Source organism: Pseudolysinimonas sp. (assembly GCF_051954455.1).
Taxonomy (GTDB): Bacteria; Actinomycetota; Actinomycetes; order Actinomycetales; family Microbacteriaceae; genus Pseudolysinimonas.
The window spans coordinates 24,301-40,071 of record NZ_JBQCHS010000016.1; the positions used below are offsets into that span (position 1 = coordinate 24,301).

At 69.2% G+C, this 15,771-nt stretch carries 21 protein-coding genes and 1 tRNA gene; 16 read left to right on the forward strand and 6 right to left on the reverse strand.

What is annotated here, in order from left to right; genetic code table 11:
- Nucleotides 1-4: 4 nt before the first annotated feature.
- Genes ACTHM3_RS07655 through ACTHM3_RS07690 form a run of 8 tightly spaced genes read left to right on the forward strand, consistent with a single transcriptional unit; the run spans nt 5 to nt 3,209 of the window.
- On the forward strand, nt 5-175 hold the full coding sequence (locus ACTHM3_RS07655; protein ID WP_440405523.1) for a hypothetical protein: 171 nt from the start codon (nt 5-7) through the stop codon (nt 173-175).
- A complete protein-coding gene (locus ACTHM3_RS07660; RefSeq protein ID WP_440405524.1) occupies nt 172-519 on the forward strand; it encodes a hypothetical protein in 348 nt (115 codons plus the stop codon). Before ACTHM3_RS07655 ends, ACTHM3_RS07660 begins: the two co-directional genes overlap by 4 nt.
- On the forward strand, nt 519-683 hold the full coding sequence (locus ACTHM3_RS07665) for a hypothetical protein (RefSeq protein ID WP_440405525.1): 165 nt from the start codon (nt 519-521) through the stop codon (nt 681-683). The genes ACTHM3_RS07660 and ACTHM3_RS07665 overlap by 1 nt, the downstream gene beginning before the upstream one ends.
- On the forward strand, nt 661-888 hold the full coding sequence (locus ACTHM3_RS07670) for a hypothetical protein (protein ID WP_440405526.1): 228 nt from the start codon (nt 661-663) through the stop codon (nt 886-888). The genes ACTHM3_RS07665 and ACTHM3_RS07670 overlap by 23 nt, the downstream gene beginning before the upstream one ends.
- Entirely contained in the window at nt 885-1,634 is a 750-nt protein-coding gene (locus ACTHM3_RS07675; protein WP_440405527.1) for an RNA ligase family protein, read from the forward strand. The genes ACTHM3_RS07670 and ACTHM3_RS07675 overlap by 4 nt, the downstream gene beginning before the upstream one ends.
- A complete protein-coding gene (locus tag ACTHM3_RS07680; RefSeq protein ID WP_440405528.1) occupies nt 1,631-1,846 on the forward strand; it encodes a hypothetical protein in 216 nt (71 codons plus the stop codon). Before ACTHM3_RS07675 ends, ACTHM3_RS07680 begins: the two co-directional genes overlap by 4 nt.
- Nucleotides 1,843-2,439, forward strand: coding sequence for a 5' nucleotidase, NT5C type (locus tag ACTHM3_RS07685; protein ID WP_440405529.1), 597 nt, complete (start codon nt 1,843-1,845; stop codon nt 2,437-2,439). Before ACTHM3_RS07680 ends, ACTHM3_RS07685 begins: the two co-directional genes overlap by 4 nt.
- Nucleotides 2,436-3,209: a hypothetical protein gene (locus tag ACTHM3_RS07690; RefSeq protein WP_440405530.1), complete on the forward strand. Its 774-nt coding sequence runs from the start codon at nt 2,436-2,438 to the stop codon at nt 3,207-3,209. The genes ACTHM3_RS07685 and ACTHM3_RS07690 overlap by 4 nt, the downstream gene beginning before the upstream one ends.
- Before the next feature lie 82 nt (nt 3,210-3,291).
- On the opposite strand, the gene ACTHM3_RS07695 is transcribed toward ACTHM3_RS07690, so the two are convergent.
- A complete protein-coding gene (locus ACTHM3_RS07695; protein ID WP_440405531.1) occupies nt 3,292-3,489 on the reverse strand; it encodes a hypothetical protein in 198 nt (65 codons plus the stop codon).
- A gap of 271 nt (nt 3,490-3,760) precedes the next feature.
- Here ACTHM3_RS07695 and ACTHM3_RS07700 point away from each other — a divergent pair, with 271 nt between their 5' ends.
- From ACTHM3_RS07700 to ACTHM3_RS07735, 8 genes are all read left to right on the forward strand, one after another.
- A complete protein-coding gene (locus ACTHM3_RS07700; RefSeq protein WP_440405532.1) occupies nt 3,761-5,140 on the forward strand; it encodes a DNA sulfur modification protein DndB in 1,380 nt (459 codons plus the stop codon).
- Nucleotides 5,141-5,313: 173 nt separating this feature from the next.
- Nucleotides 5,314-5,844 carry a hypothetical protein gene (locus tag ACTHM3_RS07705; protein ID WP_440405533.1) on the forward strand — a complete coding sequence of 177 codons (531 nt, stop codon included), beginning with the start codon at nt 5,314-5,316 and terminating at the stop codon, nt 5,842-5,844.
- Nucleotides 5,841-7,655, forward strand: coding sequence for a hypothetical protein (locus tag ACTHM3_RS07710; RefSeq protein ID WP_440405534.1), 1,815 nt, complete (start codon nt 5,841-5,843; stop codon nt 7,653-7,655). The genes ACTHM3_RS07705 and ACTHM3_RS07710 overlap by 4 nt, the downstream gene beginning before the upstream one ends.
- A 51-nt stretch (nt 7,656-7,706) precedes the next feature.
- On the forward strand, nt 7,707-9,320 hold the full coding sequence (locus ACTHM3_RS07715; protein ID WP_440405535.1) for a hypothetical protein: 1,614 nt from the start codon (nt 7,707-7,709) through the stop codon (nt 9,318-9,320).
- A gap of 63 nt (nt 9,321-9,383) precedes the next feature.
- Nucleotides 9,384-10,334, forward strand: a complete 951-nt coding sequence (locus tag ACTHM3_RS07720) for a hypothetical protein (protein WP_440405536.1) — start codon at nt 9,384-9,386, stop codon at nt 10,332-10,334.
- Between the two features lie 11 nt (nt 10,335-10,345).
- Entirely contained in the window at nt 10,346-10,783 is a 438-nt protein-coding gene (locus ACTHM3_RS07725) for a hypothetical protein (protein WP_440405537.1), read from the forward strand.
- A gap of 5 nt (nt 10,784-10,788) precedes the next feature.
- A complete protein-coding gene (locus tag ACTHM3_RS07730; protein ID WP_440405538.1) occupies nt 10,789-11,994 on the forward strand; it encodes a phage major capsid protein in 1,206 nt (401 codons plus the stop codon).
- Between the two features lie 218 nt (nt 11,995-12,212).
- Nucleotides 12,213-12,656: a hypothetical protein gene (locus ACTHM3_RS07735; protein WP_440405539.1), complete on the forward strand. Its 444-nt coding sequence runs from the start codon at nt 12,213-12,215 to the stop codon at nt 12,654-12,656.
- On the opposite strand, the gene ACTHM3_RS07740 is transcribed toward ACTHM3_RS07735, so the two are convergent.
- The 5 genes from ACTHM3_RS07740 to ACTHM3_RS07760 all read right to left on the reverse strand — a co-directional run bounded on the left by ACTHM3_RS07740 (nt 12,617) and on the right by ACTHM3_RS07760 (nt 15,729).
- Complete coding sequence (locus ACTHM3_RS07740; RefSeq protein ID WP_440405540.1) at nt 12,617-12,910, reverse strand: hypothetical protein; 294 nt, start codon at nt 12,908-12,910, stop codon at nt 12,617-12,619. The two genes, ACTHM3_RS07735 and ACTHM3_RS07740, sit on opposite strands and share 40 nt — an antisense overlap.
- Complete coding sequence (locus ACTHM3_RS07745) at nt 12,910-13,131, reverse strand: hypothetical protein (RefSeq protein WP_440405541.1); 222 nt, start codon at nt 13,129-13,131, stop codon at nt 12,910-12,912. Before ACTHM3_RS07745 ends, ACTHM3_RS07740 begins: the two co-directional genes overlap by 1 nt.
- Before the next feature lie 52 nt (nt 13,132-13,183).
- A tRNA-Thr gene (locus ACTHM3_RS07750) sits at nt 13,184-13,259 on the reverse strand.
- A 227-nt stretch (nt 13,260-13,486) separates the two neighbouring features.
- Nucleotides 13,487-14,140, reverse strand: coding sequence for a TetR/AcrR family transcriptional regulator (locus tag ACTHM3_RS07755; protein ID WP_440405542.1), 654 nt, complete (start codon nt 14,138-14,140; stop codon nt 13,487-13,489).
- Between the two features lie 56 nt (nt 14,141-14,196).
- Complete coding sequence (locus ACTHM3_RS07760) at nt 14,197-15,729, reverse strand: alpha/beta hydrolase (RefSeq protein WP_440405543.1); 1,533 nt, start codon at nt 15,727-15,729, stop codon at nt 14,197-14,199.
- Nucleotides 15,730-15,771: the final 42 nt, after the last annotated feature.

Sequence of the window (15,771 nt, forward strand, 5' to 3'; positions counted from 1 at the left end):
GGCCATGAAGGGTCCCCGCGGCTCCGTCCAGCCCGACATCCGCGGCCGCGTCAGCCTCACCAAGTTCCTCCCCGAGACCCCCGGTCTGTACCTCGTCTACACCGACGCCGAGACCGGCGTCATCGAGCTCAGGCCTATCAACCCGCCCCACCCCGAAGGAGACGACGCAGCATGACTGGAACCACCCACATCCCGCCGGCGCCCAAGGTGCCCCCGGCCGTGCGCCCCGCCAGCGGCGAGTTCCACCCCTCGCTCATCAGCGGCGGCTGGGTCCCGGGCGCCCTGCCCACCATCCCCGCCGGCAACCCGCCGAGCTTCGCCCACCTCTTCTCGACCGACCCGCGCTTCTCCCTGCAGCGCGCCGAGGGCATCCGCGAGCAGCTCACCGGCGACATCGACGAGCTGATCGCCAACGAGCAGTCGGACCTCGACGACGAGGAGCACGGCAACCTCGTGCGCAAGCTCGTCGCCTACCTGCTCGGCTCCGGCTGGGTCACCAACGAGCCGAAGGGGTCCTGATGCTCGCCCACCTCACCCTCGTCGCCGGACACGCCATCTCCGACCACGCGCGCAACGTCGGCGGCGCTGGCGTCCTGGTCCTCGTGGTCGTCGCCCTCACCTGCCTGGCGATCGCCGCCCGCGGCAACGGGAACGGACCCTATGACGGCCCCCGCGCCGCTTGAGGTCGGCGAGTACGTCACGGTCGGCTCCCCGCGCCGCGGCGCGCTGACCTGGCAGATCAAGGCCATCGTCCTCGACCTCTCCATCATTGACGGCCAAGAGGTCGCCGCCACCGCTCTGCTCATCTCCGGCACCACCAGTCGCCGCCGGTGGGAGCCCCTCGAGAACCTCACCCGCTTCACCCCCACCACCCAGGAGGACCAGTGACCACCCCCATCAACGAGCCGGGCACGCCCCAGTTCGAGCCCTGGCCGAAGATCGCCCGCCTCAACCGGGACATCGTCGTCACCGAGAAGATCGACGGCACCAACGCCGCCGTGCTCATCGTGCCGGCTGTCGAGGTCCGCGACGCCGTCGCCGTCGCCACCGCCGAGCCGGGCACCCTCATCATCCACGACCTCGAGCGCGCCAAGAAGGACAGCGCTCTGATCGCCCTCATCGAAGGCCACGCCGTCTTCGCTCAGTCCCGCACCCGCTTCATCACCGCGACCAAGCAGGGCGACAACATGGGCTTCGCCGGCTGGGTCGAGCGCAACGCCGGCGCGCTCGTGCGCATCCTCGGCGCCGGACGCCACTTCGGCGAGTGGTGGGGCTCGAACATCCAACGCTCCTATGGCCGCACCGGCGGCGAGAAGACCTTCTCGCTGTTCAACACGACCAGGTGGTCCGAGTCGGACATCGACATGATGGCCGCCGCTGAGGGCCTCGAAGGCCAGCTGGACCTCGTCCCGGAGCTCTACAGCGGCCCGTTCGACGAAGGCGCGATCCAGGACGCGATCGCCGGCCTCCGTCGCCACGGCTCCGTCGCCGCGCCCGGCTTCGAGCGCCCCGAGGGCGTCGTCATCTACCACGTCGCCGCTCGCACCTCCTTCAAGGTCACGCTCGAGGGCGACGAGGAACCGAAGCGCCAGTCCCGCGACGATCACGGCAACGCGACGGGGGTGGCCGCGTGATCGCCCTCGCCGTCCTGCTCATCGTCTTCCTGACGATCGCCGTCCTCAGCGTCGGCACGCTCATCGTCGGCGCGATCGCGGACCTCCTCGACGACGTTCCGCCGAGCGCCGGCAACTTGCTGCTCTGGGTCATCGGCGGCTCGATGCTCGGCTCCCTCGGGGTCGGCGTCGCGCTGGCCGCGACCGTCCTCGCCACGGCGGCCGCCCGATGAGCGCCCAGCTGCGCATCCTCGTCGACCAGGACGAGGTCATCGCCGCCTTCCTGCCCGGCCTCGAGCGCCTGGTCGAGGAGCAGAACCCGCGCATCCCGAAGGATTGGACGCCGATCGTCGGCACCACGCGCTGGGACCTGCTCGCCGACCGGCCGCGGAGCCAGCAGCAGGCCATCAGCCGAGCCATGTCGACGTCAGGCTTGTTCGCCTCTCTTGAGCCCATCCCGGGCGCCCTCGAGGCGCTCCGCGAGATGGCTGCCGAGGGCCACGACGTCCACATCGTCACCAGCCCGATGTCGAGCAACCCCACCTGCGCCAGCGACAAGCTCGCCTGGGTCACCCGCTACCTCGGCAACGACTGGCGCCACAAGGTCGTCATCACCGACGACAAGACCATCGTCCGCGGCGACATCCTCTTCGACGACAAGGGCTCGATTCCGCGCCGGCGACAGGCCAGCTGGACCCAGGTCCTCATCGAGCAGCCGCACAACGTCAACGAGCGGCTCGGCCTGCTCTCCATCCCGTCGCTCGCCAACTGGCGAGTCGCCCTGCAGTTCCTCCCCCACCTCACCCTGATCGGAGACCCCCAGTGACCGGACGCCTCATCGGACTCGGCGGCAAGATGCGCGCCGGCAAGGACACCGTCGCCGCCCACCTCGTGGCCGAGCACGGCTTCGTCAAGGTCGCCTTCGCCGACCCGCTGCGCGAAGCGATGCTCGCCCTCGACCCGTTCATCCCGACGAACGCCAAGAGCCCCACCGGCAGCTCCTTCGTCTCCGAGGGCATGCACCACCGCTACTCGCGCGTCATCGACGAGGTCGGCTACGAGCAGGCCAAGGAGAACCCCGAGGTGCGCCAGCTCCTGCAGCGCATCGGCACCGAAGTCGGCCGCCGGATCCTCGGCGAGAACGTCTGGGCCGACGCCGCCCGCCGCCGCATCCAGGAGCTCCGTGCCGCCGGCCACGACGTCGTCGTCACCGACACCCGCTTCCCCAACGAGGTCGACCTCATCAACGAGCTGGGTGGCCTCACGGTGTGGGTCTCGCGGCCGGTGCGCGACCTCAACGAGCTGACCACGACGGTGCCGCAGGCCCACGCCAGCGAGAGCAGCGTCTACGACGAGGACTTCGAGCGGGTCATCGTCAACGACAGCACGCTCGAGGCGCTCTACTCGAACGCTTCGTCGCTGCTCGCCGAGACGATGCCGGCGCGCCGCGCGGCCCGGACGCAGCTGCTCCTCGACGGAGCGGTCGTCGTCGACCTCGCCGACGTCCAGCCGGACGACCCGAAGCTCGCCATCGTGGAGTCCTGGTCGACCGGCCCGATCGTCGTCGTGCGCAGCCGACTTTCGATCATCGCGTGAGGGTTTAGCCCGCTAAAGCGAGAACCCCGCCCCCCGAACTGGGGGCGGGGCTCTTCGCGTTTAGCTACGTAACGATCCGGTCTCAGGCGATCCCGGACTTGATGATCGGCATGACCCCAGTGATGGGGACGACCGGAGCGGGCGCCGTCGGGCGCAGCCCGATGCGCGACGCGAGGCTGACGACGACGTCGATGGGGAACTCGATCACCGACCGCTTGGTGCGGCGGCCGTCCTCGCGGAGCTCCTCGAGAAACACCGAGTTCTCGGCCTGATAGGCCACGAACTGCCTGCCATCGGTGGACTCGATCGAGGCGACGCGAGGGGTCGAGGAAGAGGGGTGCGGGTTGGACACGTTGGTACTTCTTTCACGATCAAACAGGGGACATGTGGTGTATCGCCAGCTTCCAGCAGACAGGCAGGTCTACCGTAGGTCATAGCCACTGACATTGACAACGATTAGTGAGCACCGGCAATATGGTCACACCTCGCCCCGCGAGAACAGCTAGCTAATTCCGGTCGACAACGACCGATCACACGAAATGGATGCCCCCATGTCACTTGACCTCTCCACGCTGCCGGCGGCAACCGGCTACAGCACCACCGAGGTCTACTACGGAACGCGGTTCGTCCAGGGGGGACGAACGAACTACCTTCTCGACCTCACTCTGCTGCAGATCCTGTCGCTCGTACCGCGCCCCAACCCGGAGGTCGCGACGGTCGGGAACCGACGCATCAACGCCAAGCACGCCAACGACTTCGCCACCTACCTGCGCAAGACCCCGGAGTGGGTCGTGCCGGGCATCATTCTGCGCGTCGAGAAGCCCTTCGGCTTCGACGCGGCGACGCCCGAGGGCGGCGTCCAGTTCGGCGCCGTCACCTACAAGCGCACGCCCACGTCGGAGCTGCACATCCTCGACGGTCAGCACCGGATCCTCGGCATGTACGTCGCGCTCGACCAGATCGCGGCCGACATCGAGAAGGTCAACGAGCTGATGTCCGCCGCCCGCCGCAACCAGGACGAGAACGGCGTGCGCCACTACCAGGAGCGCCGCGCTGAGCTCGACCGGCAGGCCAAGCGCTTCGAGACCGAGTCGATCCCGGTCCAGGTGATCGTCGAGGGCGATCCGCAGAAGTACCGCCAGGCCTTCTACGACATCGCCGAGAACGCCAAGGGCATCACCGCCTCTGTCCGCGCGCGCTTCGACTCCCGCAAGGCCGTGAACCGAGCGCTCGAGCAGATCCTCGCCCTCCCGCTCCTTGCGAACCGGGTCGAGACCGAGACCGACCGGCTCCCGAAGAAGAGCCCGTACCTCACGACGGCCAAGCACGTCATCGAGACCGTGCGCGCGCTGACGGTGGGCTATGAGGGTCGCATCGGCAAGCGCGTCGAGGCCACGCTGAGCGACGCCCAGGTGGCGAAGAACTCGGCCGACTTCTTCGCGCTGCTCGAGGAGTCGTTCCCGCCGCTCTACGCGATCGAGCACAACCAGATGACCCCGGACCAGCTGCGCGAGCAGTCGCTGCTCGGTTCCCCGGTCTTCTGGCGGATCCTCGCGGCTACCTACCACGACCTGACGACCGAGCACTCCTTCTCTCGCGAGATGGTGGGGCAGTTCTTCCAGAAGATCGCCCCGCACCTCGAGGTGCCGATCCACGAGCACTCGCTGCTGCTCGAGCGCATCGGCATGCCGGCGTTCGTGCCCGGCATGAGCGCCCCGTCGTCGCGCCGACAGGACGCGGTCGAGGTGGTCGAGAAGTTCGTGGGGTGGGCCATCGACAAGCCGGCCTTCCTCGACAAGGCTCCGCGGCCGGCGCCCAAGGCCGCCTCGGTCAAGCCGGTCGAGGAGATGACCGAGGACGAGCTGGACGCTGAGCTGCGGCCCGAGACCGCCCGCGCCCGGCGCGAACACGCCGGTGCCACCAAGTCTTAGTTCTAGCTTGGAACGGCTACCGTAGACCAGTCATCACGGGCCCTCGCGGGTACCGTGTCGGCAACGGTTGGACGTTGTACGAAGCCCCTCGGTATTCCAGCACCGGGGGGTTTCGTGTATCTGGGTCTGGACGGTTCCTGGGAGTTTGCTGAGAGCCGCGGTATCCTCGCGACGTGAAGGACGTCACCGAGCTGAGCCGGCCGCTGGCCAACGGTCCCATCGACCGCAAGCTCCTCGCCGGCGCCGCGGACGGCCTCTCGCCCCGCGAGCTCTCGCGCCTCGTGGGCGGCATCGTCACGCCCGAGGAGGCCGCCCAACGCGTCCGCGACCTCCTCGAGAGCCGCAACTGGCTGACGTTCTTCGAGCAGGAGCAGCTCGCGCTCGAGTCCATCAACGAGATGCTCACAATGCTGCGCACGATGGCCAACGCGGGCTCGCTGGACGCTGTGAAGGTCTCACTGAGCGCCATCAAGCTCAAGCTCGACACCCTCGCCAAGAACCGCATCTCGCCCGAGCAGGCCGCCAACATCATCCGCGAAGGCCAGGCCCGCATCATGCTCTCGGCCATCCAGATGGCCATGCTCGAGGCGTCGCGCACGCTCGCTTCGCAGTACGGCGTCGAGCCGACCGAGGTCCGCGAGACGGTCATGCTGGCACTGCCGGCTGCCGTCGAGACCGTCGAGGCGCGAATCGAGCAGTCGTGAGCGGCCTGCAGGGCTACCTGCCTGACCTCCTCCCGCTCGTCATGGACGGGCTCGAGGCGGACGCGCGCAAGGCCAAGTACGTCACCGACCCCGTGCTTTGGGCCAAGGACATCCTCGGCGTCGAGCTGTGGTGGAAGCAGCAGGACATCGCCTACGCGATCGCCCGCGGCGACAAGAAGTCGGTCGCCGTGCGCGCCGGCCACGGTGTCGGCAAGAGCTTCCTCTCCGCCGTGCTCGTGTGCTGGTGGATCGACGTGCACCCGCTCGGCACTGCCTTCGTCGCCACCACGGCGCCCTCCGCGGCCCAGGTGAAGGCCATCCTCTGGCGAGAGATTCGGACTCTGCACCAGCGCTCCGTCGAGCGCCACAAGGAGTTCCTGCACCTGCAGAAGGCCGGCAAGGACGCCAGCGCCTACCCCGACCACGCGCTCCCCGGCTACATCACCGGCAACGACGAGTGGAAGACGCCGCTCGGCGTGCTCGTCGCCCAGGGCCGCAAGCCGCCGGACCACAAGGAGGACGCCTTCCAGGGCATCCACGCCCAGTACGTGCTCGCCATCGGCGACGAGGCCGTCGGGCTAAACGAGGCCATGATCGACTCGCTGTCGAACATCACCTCGAACGACACCTCGCGCCGTCTGCTGATCGCCAACCCGACCAACCCGGCATCCCGCCTCGGCCAGATCTTCTCCGGCAAGATCAACGACAAGACGGGCGAGGAGTACGGCGCCAGCTGGGACCTCCACGCCATCTCCGTGCTTGACAGCCCCAACTTCCACGGCGCCGGCCGCTGCCCCGACGACTGCGAGCGCAAGGTCGAGCACGACCAGCTGCCGTTCGGCCTGGGCATGTCCGAGGAGGCGCTGCGCGCGCTCTCGGGCCCCACGTACGTCGAGGAGAAGCGCATCGAGTTCGGCGAGGACTCGCCGCGCTACCGCTCGCGCGTGCTCGGCATGTTCGCCTACGACGCCGGCAACAACCTCTTCACCGAGTACGCCCTCGGCAAGGCCCGCGACGCGGAGTGCTTCGTCGAGGACCCGACCGGCGGCTACCTCGGCGTCGACGTCGCCCGCGCCGAGTCCGGTGACTCGACCTTCGTCTACCACGCGGTCAACGGGCTCATGTACGACTGGGTCGACGTCGAGCACGAGGATGGCCACGTCACCAGCGAGCTCGGCCCCGTCGGGGTGCGCCAGGGCACCAAGATCCGCCTCGTCGACTCCTTCCGCGGCCGCCCGTTCTCCGACCGCATCGAAGACGACCCCAACGGCGGCACCCGCCGCATCATTGGCCAGGCGACGCTCATCCACCAGCACGCCGTGGAGCTCGGCGTCTCCCAGGTCCGCGTCGACGGCTCGGGTATCGGCCAGGGCCTCATCGACGCGCTCTTCTCGATCGACCTCAAGGGGCGCCCGCGGCCGTACACGATCGTCAACATGCTCGGCTCGCACTCGAGCCCGAACATCGACGTGTGGCGCAACGACCGTGCGTTCCAGTACGACAAGCTGCGCGAGCGCATGGAGCAGGGGCTCGTCGACCTCGACCCCGCCGACGCGCTGCTGTTCGAGCAGCTGGGCGACATCCTCTACGAGGAGGGTCCGCCGAAGGGCGCCATCCAGATCGAGTCCAAGGAGTCCATGCACAAGCGCGGCGTGAAGTCGCCGGACGCGGCCGACACCTGCTACTACGCCGCCGCGATCCTACCGGGCATCGACTCCCCGCTGAACCGCGCGAAGAAGGGCGACACCTTCTTCCAGGACCCGTGGGCGATGCTCCGGCAGAAGCGCGACTACGCCGGCGCGCCCATGTAGCCGGCCCCGCTTTCTGGGAAAATCCTGAATGCAGGCTGTAAACTCCCGAATGTGAGTCCTGTAGCCGCCGAACCCGTCCACGAGGGCACCGCCACCGCGATGGCGCTCCGCGAGGACCAGGTCGAGATGCTCGAGCAGCTGCTCGACCACCAGCAGACCATCAACCAGAGCCTCCTCGAGCAGGTGCGCTGGAACGCGATGCTCGCCGGCGAGGATCTGGGATGGTCCGCCGTCTCGGGCGGGGGCGTCACCCGCGAAGGACCCGACCTCGTCCAGGCCAAGGAGTGGGCGGAGAAGCTCCGCGAGGCGCTCGGCAACGTCCACATGATGCAGGGCCTTCGGCTGCGCACGAACAACATCTGGTCGGGCGGCATCCACTACAACAAGGAGGCCCTCCCGGAGGGCTCGGGGCGCGGCCAGCAGACCGCCAAGCGCGTGCGCGACCCGCTCAACCAGCGCAACTTCTTCGGCAAGCAGGCCCACGACGAGCGCGAGTCCGCGCTCTACACCGACGGGATCTACCTCGTCCTGGGCGACCCCAGCGACTGGTCCCTCGAGCCCATCTCGATCATGGACATCGGCGCGATCGCCTACAACCCGAAGCGTGCGGACGAAATCATCGCCTACCGCCACGACTACCAGGACTTCTCGGGCCCGGAGCCCGTGTCTCGCAAGGAGTGGCACTACACCGACCTCGCCATCGGCCGCCGCGGCCGCGCCGGCTTCGGCGTCAAGGTGCAGCAGGGCGAGACGGCCCCCGACGAGCGCGTGATCTTCGACCAGATGGTCAACACGCAGGTCGGCTGGACCCTCGGCGTCCCCGACTCCCTGCTGGCGTACGCGTGGGCGAAGGTCTACCGCGACTTCGTGATGAACGGCAAGGTCACCACCGACGCCATGGCGCAGTTCGCCTTCCAGGTCGCCACCGGCACCAAGAAGGAGACCGATACCGCGGCCGCTCGGCTGGCCGAGCCCTCGGACGCCGGCGCCACGCTCGTCGGAGCCAACACGCTCGTCCCGCTCGCCACCACCGGCAAGGCCTACGACTTCTCGGCCGGCCGGCCGCTCCTTGCGATCGTCGCCTCGGCGCTCGAGGTCTCGCTCGTCTCCCTCGCCTCGGACTCCGAGGGGCAGACCGCTGCGGCCACCACGCTCGACCTCCCCACCCGCCTCGCCATGGAGTCGCGCCGTCAGCTCCACGTCGACTTCGACTACCGCGTGCTCACCTGGATGGGCGCCGGCCAGGGCCAGAACACCCCCGAGCTCGAGGTCACCTTCTCCTCCCTCGACGACAAGGCCGACGTCTATCGCGAGCTGCAGGCGCTCATCCTCGCGCTCAACTCCGGGCTGTACGAGCCGGAGCCGATCGAGCGCCGCATCTCTCAGCTGCTCGAGGTCACCGGCAACACCGTGCCGACCGACTGGATCCACCCGAACACCCTCAAGGCCCTCAAGGCACAGGCCAAGATCAAGGCCGATGCCGCGCCGGCGCCCGCCACGGACCCCGCCGCCGGCGACACCACCCAGACCCCCGGCGTCAACGCCGCGGGCTCGCAGGGGAAGGGCGCCACCAGCTCCACCGCCTCGCCCGAGCAGGGCCGCAGCAAGGCTTCCGGCAAGGGTGGCGACAAGGGCAACGACATCCGCACGGACACGAAGAAGTAGCCAGCTAATCGCCTAGCTGGACGTTTTCTGGACGTTTCCTGGGAGTCACCATAGAGTGGCCTCGTGCCCCAGGAACTGCTCCTCTGCGAGGAGGCGAAGACCGCCACGAAGACGCCCACCGGCCGGTGGCGCGCCATCCTCGCCGTCCCCGGCAAGGGCAGCTCGGGCAACTACTCGCGCGAGATGCTCGCGGAGTACGGCCCCAAGGCCTTCCCGGCCGGCATGAAGGCGTACCTGACCCACGACGAGAAGCGCGATCCGCGCGACCTCCTGGGCCACTACCCGGACGGTGCCTGGTTCGACCCGGATGAGGGTGTCGACGGCGCGCTCGTCTCGGAGCTCGAGCCCCTGCCGAGCAAGCGCGCCTTCGTCGAGGAGGTCGCGCCGCACGTCGCGCTCTCGCTCTTCGCCATGGGCAAGAAGGACGACGCCGGCAACATCACCGAGCTGCTCGCTCATCGGACCAACGGCGTCGACATGGTCGGCTACGGCGGCCTCGAGGGCTCGAGCCTCGGCAGCCAGATTTTCGAGCGAGCGCAGACGCTCCTCGAAGCCAGTCGTACCGCCGAGACGGTCTCGTCGGTCGAGAAGGAGAACAGCATGACCCCCGAGCAGATCGCTGCTCTCGTGGAGGGCCTCAAGGGCGCCTTCGCGGAGAGCCTCGCTCCGGTCCTGACGTTCGTCACCGAGCAGCGCGCCGCGGAGGAGGCCCGTCGTCAGGCGGAGACCGCCAACAAGGACGCCGAGCCGACCGTCAAGGAGGCCGTGGCCAAGGCCCTGGCCGACAAGAAGGCGATCGACGACGCGGAGCTCTCGGAGTCCGCCTCGGCGCGCCTCCTGGCGGCGTCGGAGAACGGCGACGACATCACCGAGGCCCTGGCCGAGGCGATCAAGGTCCGCGACGAGTACGCCTCGCGCATCACCGAGTCCACCGAGGTCACGGGCGGCCGCCGCTCCGAGACCACGACCACCCACGTCGCCGAGTCGTACTCGGTCGGCCTCTTCTCGAAGTAAGGAGACCTGACATGGCGCAGACCACCAAGGTCAAGCAGATCTTCGCCGACATCGAGTCGACGCGTGAGGTCTGGAAGCTCCCCGCGGCCACGCCGGGTCACACGATCGTCGCGGTCAACGGCCGCGTCGGCGTGACCATCGCCGGCACCCCGGGGCAGGTCCAGTCGATCGCGCTCGGCACGACCGGCTTCCAGATCAGCGGCATCCCGCTGCCCGACAACGGCCAGGCGCCGCTCCACTCGACGGTGCACACCACGGGCACCTTCGAGGGGCCGGTCACCGGCGGCCAGTCGACCACGGCCCAGAACACCCCGGTGTACCTGGTCATCGCGGACGGCACCCTCACCCTGACCGCCGACGGCAACAACACGGTCAAGGCCGGCGTCGTCAACTTCCCCGAGGGCTACCGCCAGTCCGGCACGGTCCTCCCGTTCAAGATCGGAGTCTGAGCCCCGTGAAGGAGTTCAAGGAGCGCGTCTACGAGAACGCGTTCACCCTCGACGGCCGCCTGCACCCGCAGGTGGGCGTGTCCGACCGCAAGGTCAAGGAGGCCGCGCGCCTCTTCAAGGGCGCCATGGCCGGCAACCTCGAGCTCGACTACAAGCTGCGCGAGGCGGTGACGTCGACCGACGCCTCCGTCAACCTCACGCACGCGATCAACCTCGAGTTCGTCCCGCAGTACGACCGTGAGGTCCACCAGCTCGGCGCCTGGGCGACCACGCGCACGGTGCCGGACTTCCGGCCGGCGTTCCTCTACTCGATCTACACGGGCGAGGGCGACGAGACGAGCGACGAGGACGCGACCCACGAGTCGCACCTCCGCGGCAACGTGCTCGACGAGCACGGTGACCTCCCCGTCGTGCCCGAGGGCGCGCCGTACCCGATGGTCTCCATGCAGGGCGGCGTCGAGGGCTACTACCAGAAGCTGCGCAAGCGCGGTCTGCGGATCGACTGGACGTGGGAGGCGCGGGTCAACGACACCGTCGGCTTCTTCGAGCAGCTCCCGGGCGAGCTCCTGGCGGTCACGGTCGACGGGGCCATCGCGGAGTTCTTCGACGCGCTGCTCTCGGTGACCAACGCCACGCAGCTGCAGGGCGGCACCGCGATCGACGGCACCGTGATCCCGGCGAAGGCGGTGCTCTCCCCGGAGGCCGTCCAGCAGGCGATCAAGGAGCGCGCGCTCCGCAAGATCAAGGGCAACAAGATCGGGAAGGCGACGAGCTACAACCTCTTCCTCCCGATCGGCGGCGCGGACGAGTGGGAGTTCATGCTCAAGCGGCGTGTGCTCGAGTTCCACAACGGCTCGTTCGTCGAGGCGGGCGACCGCTTCAACGTCACCGCGCTGGCCTCGGTCACGCCCGTCGAGCACGAGCGGATCAACGAGGGCGAGTGGTTCCTCGTCCCGGCGCCGGGCTCGACCCGCCGTCCGGTGATCGAGTTCCTCAACCTCCGCGGCTACGAGACGCCGGAGCTGCGCGTGCAGAACCTCACCGGCTCGTACGTCGGCGGCGGCGCGATCGCCCCGTTCCAGGGCTCCTTCGACACCGACTCGCTGGCGTACCGCCTCCGCGTCGTGAAGGGCGCCGTGCTCTGGAACGAGTACCACATCATCTGGTCGGACGGCACCGGCGGGCAGATCACCCGCCCGACGTCCGACTAGGGCCCGGCACAACACCGAGGGGCTCATCCGCTGCGGCGGGTGGGCCCCTTTGGCGTGTCGGATTAGCTAGCTATTGGACCTGGATGCTCGCTGAACGTAGCCTGGACGCGTACGCGGCTCCCTCCTCCCGTACAGCGGGCCCCCGGGCGTGAGGATCAACCGCCCGGGGGCTTGACCAGCTCGTCGTCAATCCTGGGAGCTTGCTGTACGCTGGCTGCATGGCCGACCCGACCCCCGATCCGACGAACGGCGAACTGCTCGACCCCGAGACCCCGATCGGGCAGGTGCGCGAGCTCGTCGGCGACGAGACGCCGGATCCGACGTCGAACGCCTACCTCTTCTCGGACGGCAAGATCGGCGTCGCGCTCCTCGCGTCTGGCGGCTCCCTGCTGCGCGCCTGCGGGATCCTCGTCAAGACGCTCGCGACGCAGCAGACCCTCGCCGGCAACTCGATCGCGGCCGACGACTTCAAGATCAACTCGACGAACCGCGGCACCGACCTGCTCAAGATCGCCGAGAGCTACTTCAAGGACGCGGACGCCGCGGACGCCGCCGTCGAGGCGGCCGCCTCCGCCGGCGAGCTCGTCATCGTGAACACCCGCCTGCGCAGTTCGGCGCCCGTCTACTGCGGCAACGGTCCTCTCGCGCTCGACTGGCCGTAGAACGGCGCCAGGCGGGGCGTGGGGCCCGGCCACTGGTCCTCGCGCCCGTACCGCCACAGCGCGACCGCGGCGTCCCTGAGCGACGTCGTGCGCCCGATGGGGACCGCTTCGTCGCCGCGGCGCAGCCAGACCTCGAGGCCGTCCTCCGCGGGCACGATGGCGCCCTCGGGGTTGCCGAACCGCGTGCGGCGCATCTTCCAGCCGCCCGGCAGCCGCCGCAGCTCCTGGACCGGATGCCAGAAGCCGCTGCTCATCAGTGCGCGGCGCGCTCCGCGGCCCGGCGCTCGAGCTCGGCGCCCACGCGTGCGTCGATGTCGCGTTGCTTCTGGGCGGCGCGCTGGTTGCGCTCCACGCGCCGCGCGCGGGCGCCGATGGTCGCCTTGCTGCCGAAGCCGGTGACGCCAGCCCAGATCAGCGCGCCGGCGCCGCCGAGGATGACGATGCCGACGATGATGCCGATGACTGCGCCTACCATGCGGGTCAGCGTAGCGGGCGCCGACGACGCGGGCGAGCCCCCGAGGGGGTGATGGAGCCGCCTGTGGGAATCGAACCCACGACCTACGCTTTACGAGAGCGTCGCTCTGCCGACTGAGCTAAGGCGGCGGCCGTGGCCCCATGGGGCCGACGTCGAGCCTACCGGATCCTGGCCGTTGCCCCATTTCTGCCCCATGAGGCGGGATCCGCTCGGGCCGGGAAACAAAAAACCCCCCGGCTGACCAGGGGTTCTTCGGAAGTTGCGAGCTCGCGATTCAATCATTACGAGTGAGACGCTCTGCCGACTGAGCTAAGGCGGCGCGGCCGCGCTGCAGCCTCGACGAGCATACCCGAGGTCAGCGGGGCGGCGGAGCGGAGGTCGCGAGCAGGTCGGTGAGCTCGGCAAACGACTCGTGCATCCGGTCGACGATCCGCTCGGCCGGCTCGCCCGAGGCGGCGAACGTCATCCAGGCGTGGCGCATGGTCGCGATGCAGACGAAGACCGCGAGCCGGGCGCGACGGGAGCGGTCGTCCTCCGGCTGCTCGGGGTGCTCGGCCGTGAGACGGCGCTCGACCACCTCGAGGAGGTCGGCCTCGAAGTGGCGGAAGTGCTCCATCCGCAGCGCCGTGATGTGCGGATAGCGCTGGAACACCTCCTTGCGCGCCGCGATCATCTCGACGTCGTGCGCGACGTCGTCGACGGTCGCGTCGAACAGGTGCCCGAGGTCGGCGATCAGCGGCCCGCGCGCGGCGATGAAGCGCTCGACGGCGGCGTCGGACGGCATCTGCGGCGCCTCCCCGGCGAGGGCGTCCTCCTTCGACGGGAAGTAGTTGAAGAAGGTGCGGGGCGACACGTCGGCCAGGCGGCTGATCTCGTCGACGGTGGTCGACTCCAGCCCCTTCTCGCTGACGAGCTGCAGGGCGGCGAGGAGGATCGCGCGCCGGGTCGCGATGCGCTTGCGCTCGCGGAGACCGGGTTCCGCCGGATCCGCGGTCCCGACCTCCGACATGCTCCTATTCTCGCCGACGTCGCGCCGCGTCGCCGGGTCCCGCGCGGTGACCGGTGTCAGCACATCGGGTCGGAGGCCGGCACCTTCCCGCTCACGAAGAAGTCGTCGACCGCCGAGTCGACGCAGCTGTTGCCCTTGTTGTAGCCGGTGTGCCCCTCGCCCTTACGGGTGACGAGGTGACCGTTCTGCAGCTCCTTGGCGAGGTTGCGGGCCCAGACGTACGGGGTCGCCGGGTCGTTGGTCGTGCCGACGACGAGGATCGGGGCGGATCCGTCGGCGTGGATCGCGACCCGGTCCCGGGTGCCGGGGAACGGCCACTTCGCGCACGATGTGCCGCCCCATGACATCACGGGTCCGAAGACCGGCGCCTGCGCGGCGAGCTGGGCCGCCTGCTGCGTCATGTCGACGATGTTGTCGTCGCTCGTGTAGTCGAGGCAGTTGATCGCCGTGAACGCCTCGGTCTCGTTGGAGCTGTAGGTGCCGCTCGAGCTGCGGTCGTTGTAGGAATCGGCGAGCGTGAACGCGACGGAGGTGCCCCCCTTCCGGACGTCGTCGAAGAGCTTGTCGAGATAGGACCAGTTGTCGCGGTTGTAGAGCGGCAGGATGATCGCGCTGAACATCGTGTTCGCGCCGAGTTCCCGGCCGTCGTCGCCGGGGAGGGGGCTCTGCTGCAGCTGCTGCAGGATCCGCTGGACCTCGGTCATGCCCTGGTCGACCGAGCCGTGGAACGGGCAGCCCTTCCGCGTGAGGCAGTCCTTCAGGTAGGCGCGGAACGCGCTCTCGAACCCCTTGGCCTGGGTGAGCGTCACGTCGAAGTCGGACGTCGCCGGGTCGAGGGCGCCGTCGAGCACGAGACGCCCGGTCTTCTTCGGGTAGAGGTCGGCGTAGGTCGCGCCGAGGAGCGTGCCGTAGGAGTAGCCGAGGTAGTTGAGCTTCTTGTCGCCGAGGACCGCGCGGAGCAGGTCGAGGTCGCGTGCGGCGCTGTCGGTGTCGATGTACTGCAGCAGCGGGCCGGTGTGCTCGAGGCAGCTCTGCCCGAAGCTCCCGTTCTCCGCCTCGGTCGCCGCGATCCACGACGGCGTCCCCGGCGTTCCGGGCACGATGCCGTAGATGAACTGGTCGAGCACCTTCGGGCCGCCGCAGTCGACGGCCGATGAGGAGCCGACCCCGCGCGGGTCGAAGCCGACGATGTCGTAGTTCTTCTGCAGCCGGCCGTCGACCGCGTAGCTCAGGCTCGTCTTGATGAAGTCGACCCCCGACGCGCCCGGGCCGCCGGGGTTCACGAGGAGTGACCCGAGTGGCTTCTGGGTGGCGGGATGGCGGATGAGGGCGAGGTCGATCGAGGCCTGCGCCGGGTCCTGCCAGTTCATCGGCGCCTTGGCGGTCGCGCACTGGAGACCTCCGTCGCACGCGCGCCAGCGGAGCACCTGCGAGTAGAACGGCTGCAGGTCGGCCGCGACCGTCTCCTTCGTGGGCGTCGACACCGTCGAGGCGGGGCGCGGCGGCTGGAACCAGGAGACGCAGCCGCTCAGCAGCAGTGAAGCGGCCGTCGCGACGACGAGCGCGGCGAGGAGGCGGCGGCGGGTCACCCGCACATCCTTCCAGGCGCGGCTGAGCGTCGCGATCATGAC

Coding starts and splice junctions, on each gene's coding strand:
- ACTHM3_RS07755 (WP_440405542.1), bottom strand. CDS start 14,140: ATGTCGGAGGTCGGGACCGCGGATCCGGCGGAACCCGGTCTCCGCGAG.
- ACTHM3_RS07665 (WP_440405525.1), top strand. CDS start 519: ATGCTCGCCCACCTCACCCTCGTCGCCGGACACGCCATCTCCGACCAC.
- ACTHM3_RS07725 (WP_440405537.1), top strand. CDS start 10,346: ATGGCGCAGACCACCAAGGTCAAGCAGATCTTCGCCGACATCGAGTCG.
- ACTHM3_RS07700 (WP_440405532.1), top strand. CDS start 3,761: ATGTCACTTGACCTCTCCACGCTGCCGGCGGCAACCGGCTACAGCACC.
- ACTHM3_RS07685 (WP_440405529.1), top strand. CDS start 1,843: ATGAGCGCCCAGCTGCGCATCCTCGTCGACCAGGACGAGGTCATCGCC.
- ACTHM3_RS07655 (WP_440405523.1), top strand. CDS start 5: ATGAAGGGTCCCCGCGGCTCCGTCCAGCCCGACATCCGCGGCCGCGTC.
- ACTHM3_RS07670 (WP_440405526.1), top strand. CDS start 661: ATGACGGCCCCCGCGCCGCTTGAGGTCGGCGAGTACGTCACGGTCGGC.
- ACTHM3_RS07745 (WP_440405541.1), bottom strand. CDS start 13,131: ATGGTAGGCGCAGTCATCGGCATCATCGTCGGCATCGTCATCCTCGGC.
- ACTHM3_RS07735 (WP_440405539.1), top strand. CDS start 12,213: ATGGCCGACCCGACCCCCGATCCGACGAACGGCGAACTGCTCGACCCC.
- ACTHM3_RS07740 (WP_440405540.1), bottom strand. CDS start 12,910: ATGAGCAGCGGCTTCTGGCATCCGGTCCAGGAGCTGCGGCGGCTGCCG.
- ACTHM3_RS07660 (WP_440405524.1), top strand. CDS start 172: ATGACTGGAACCACCCACATCCCGCCGGCGCCCAAGGTGCCCCCGGCC.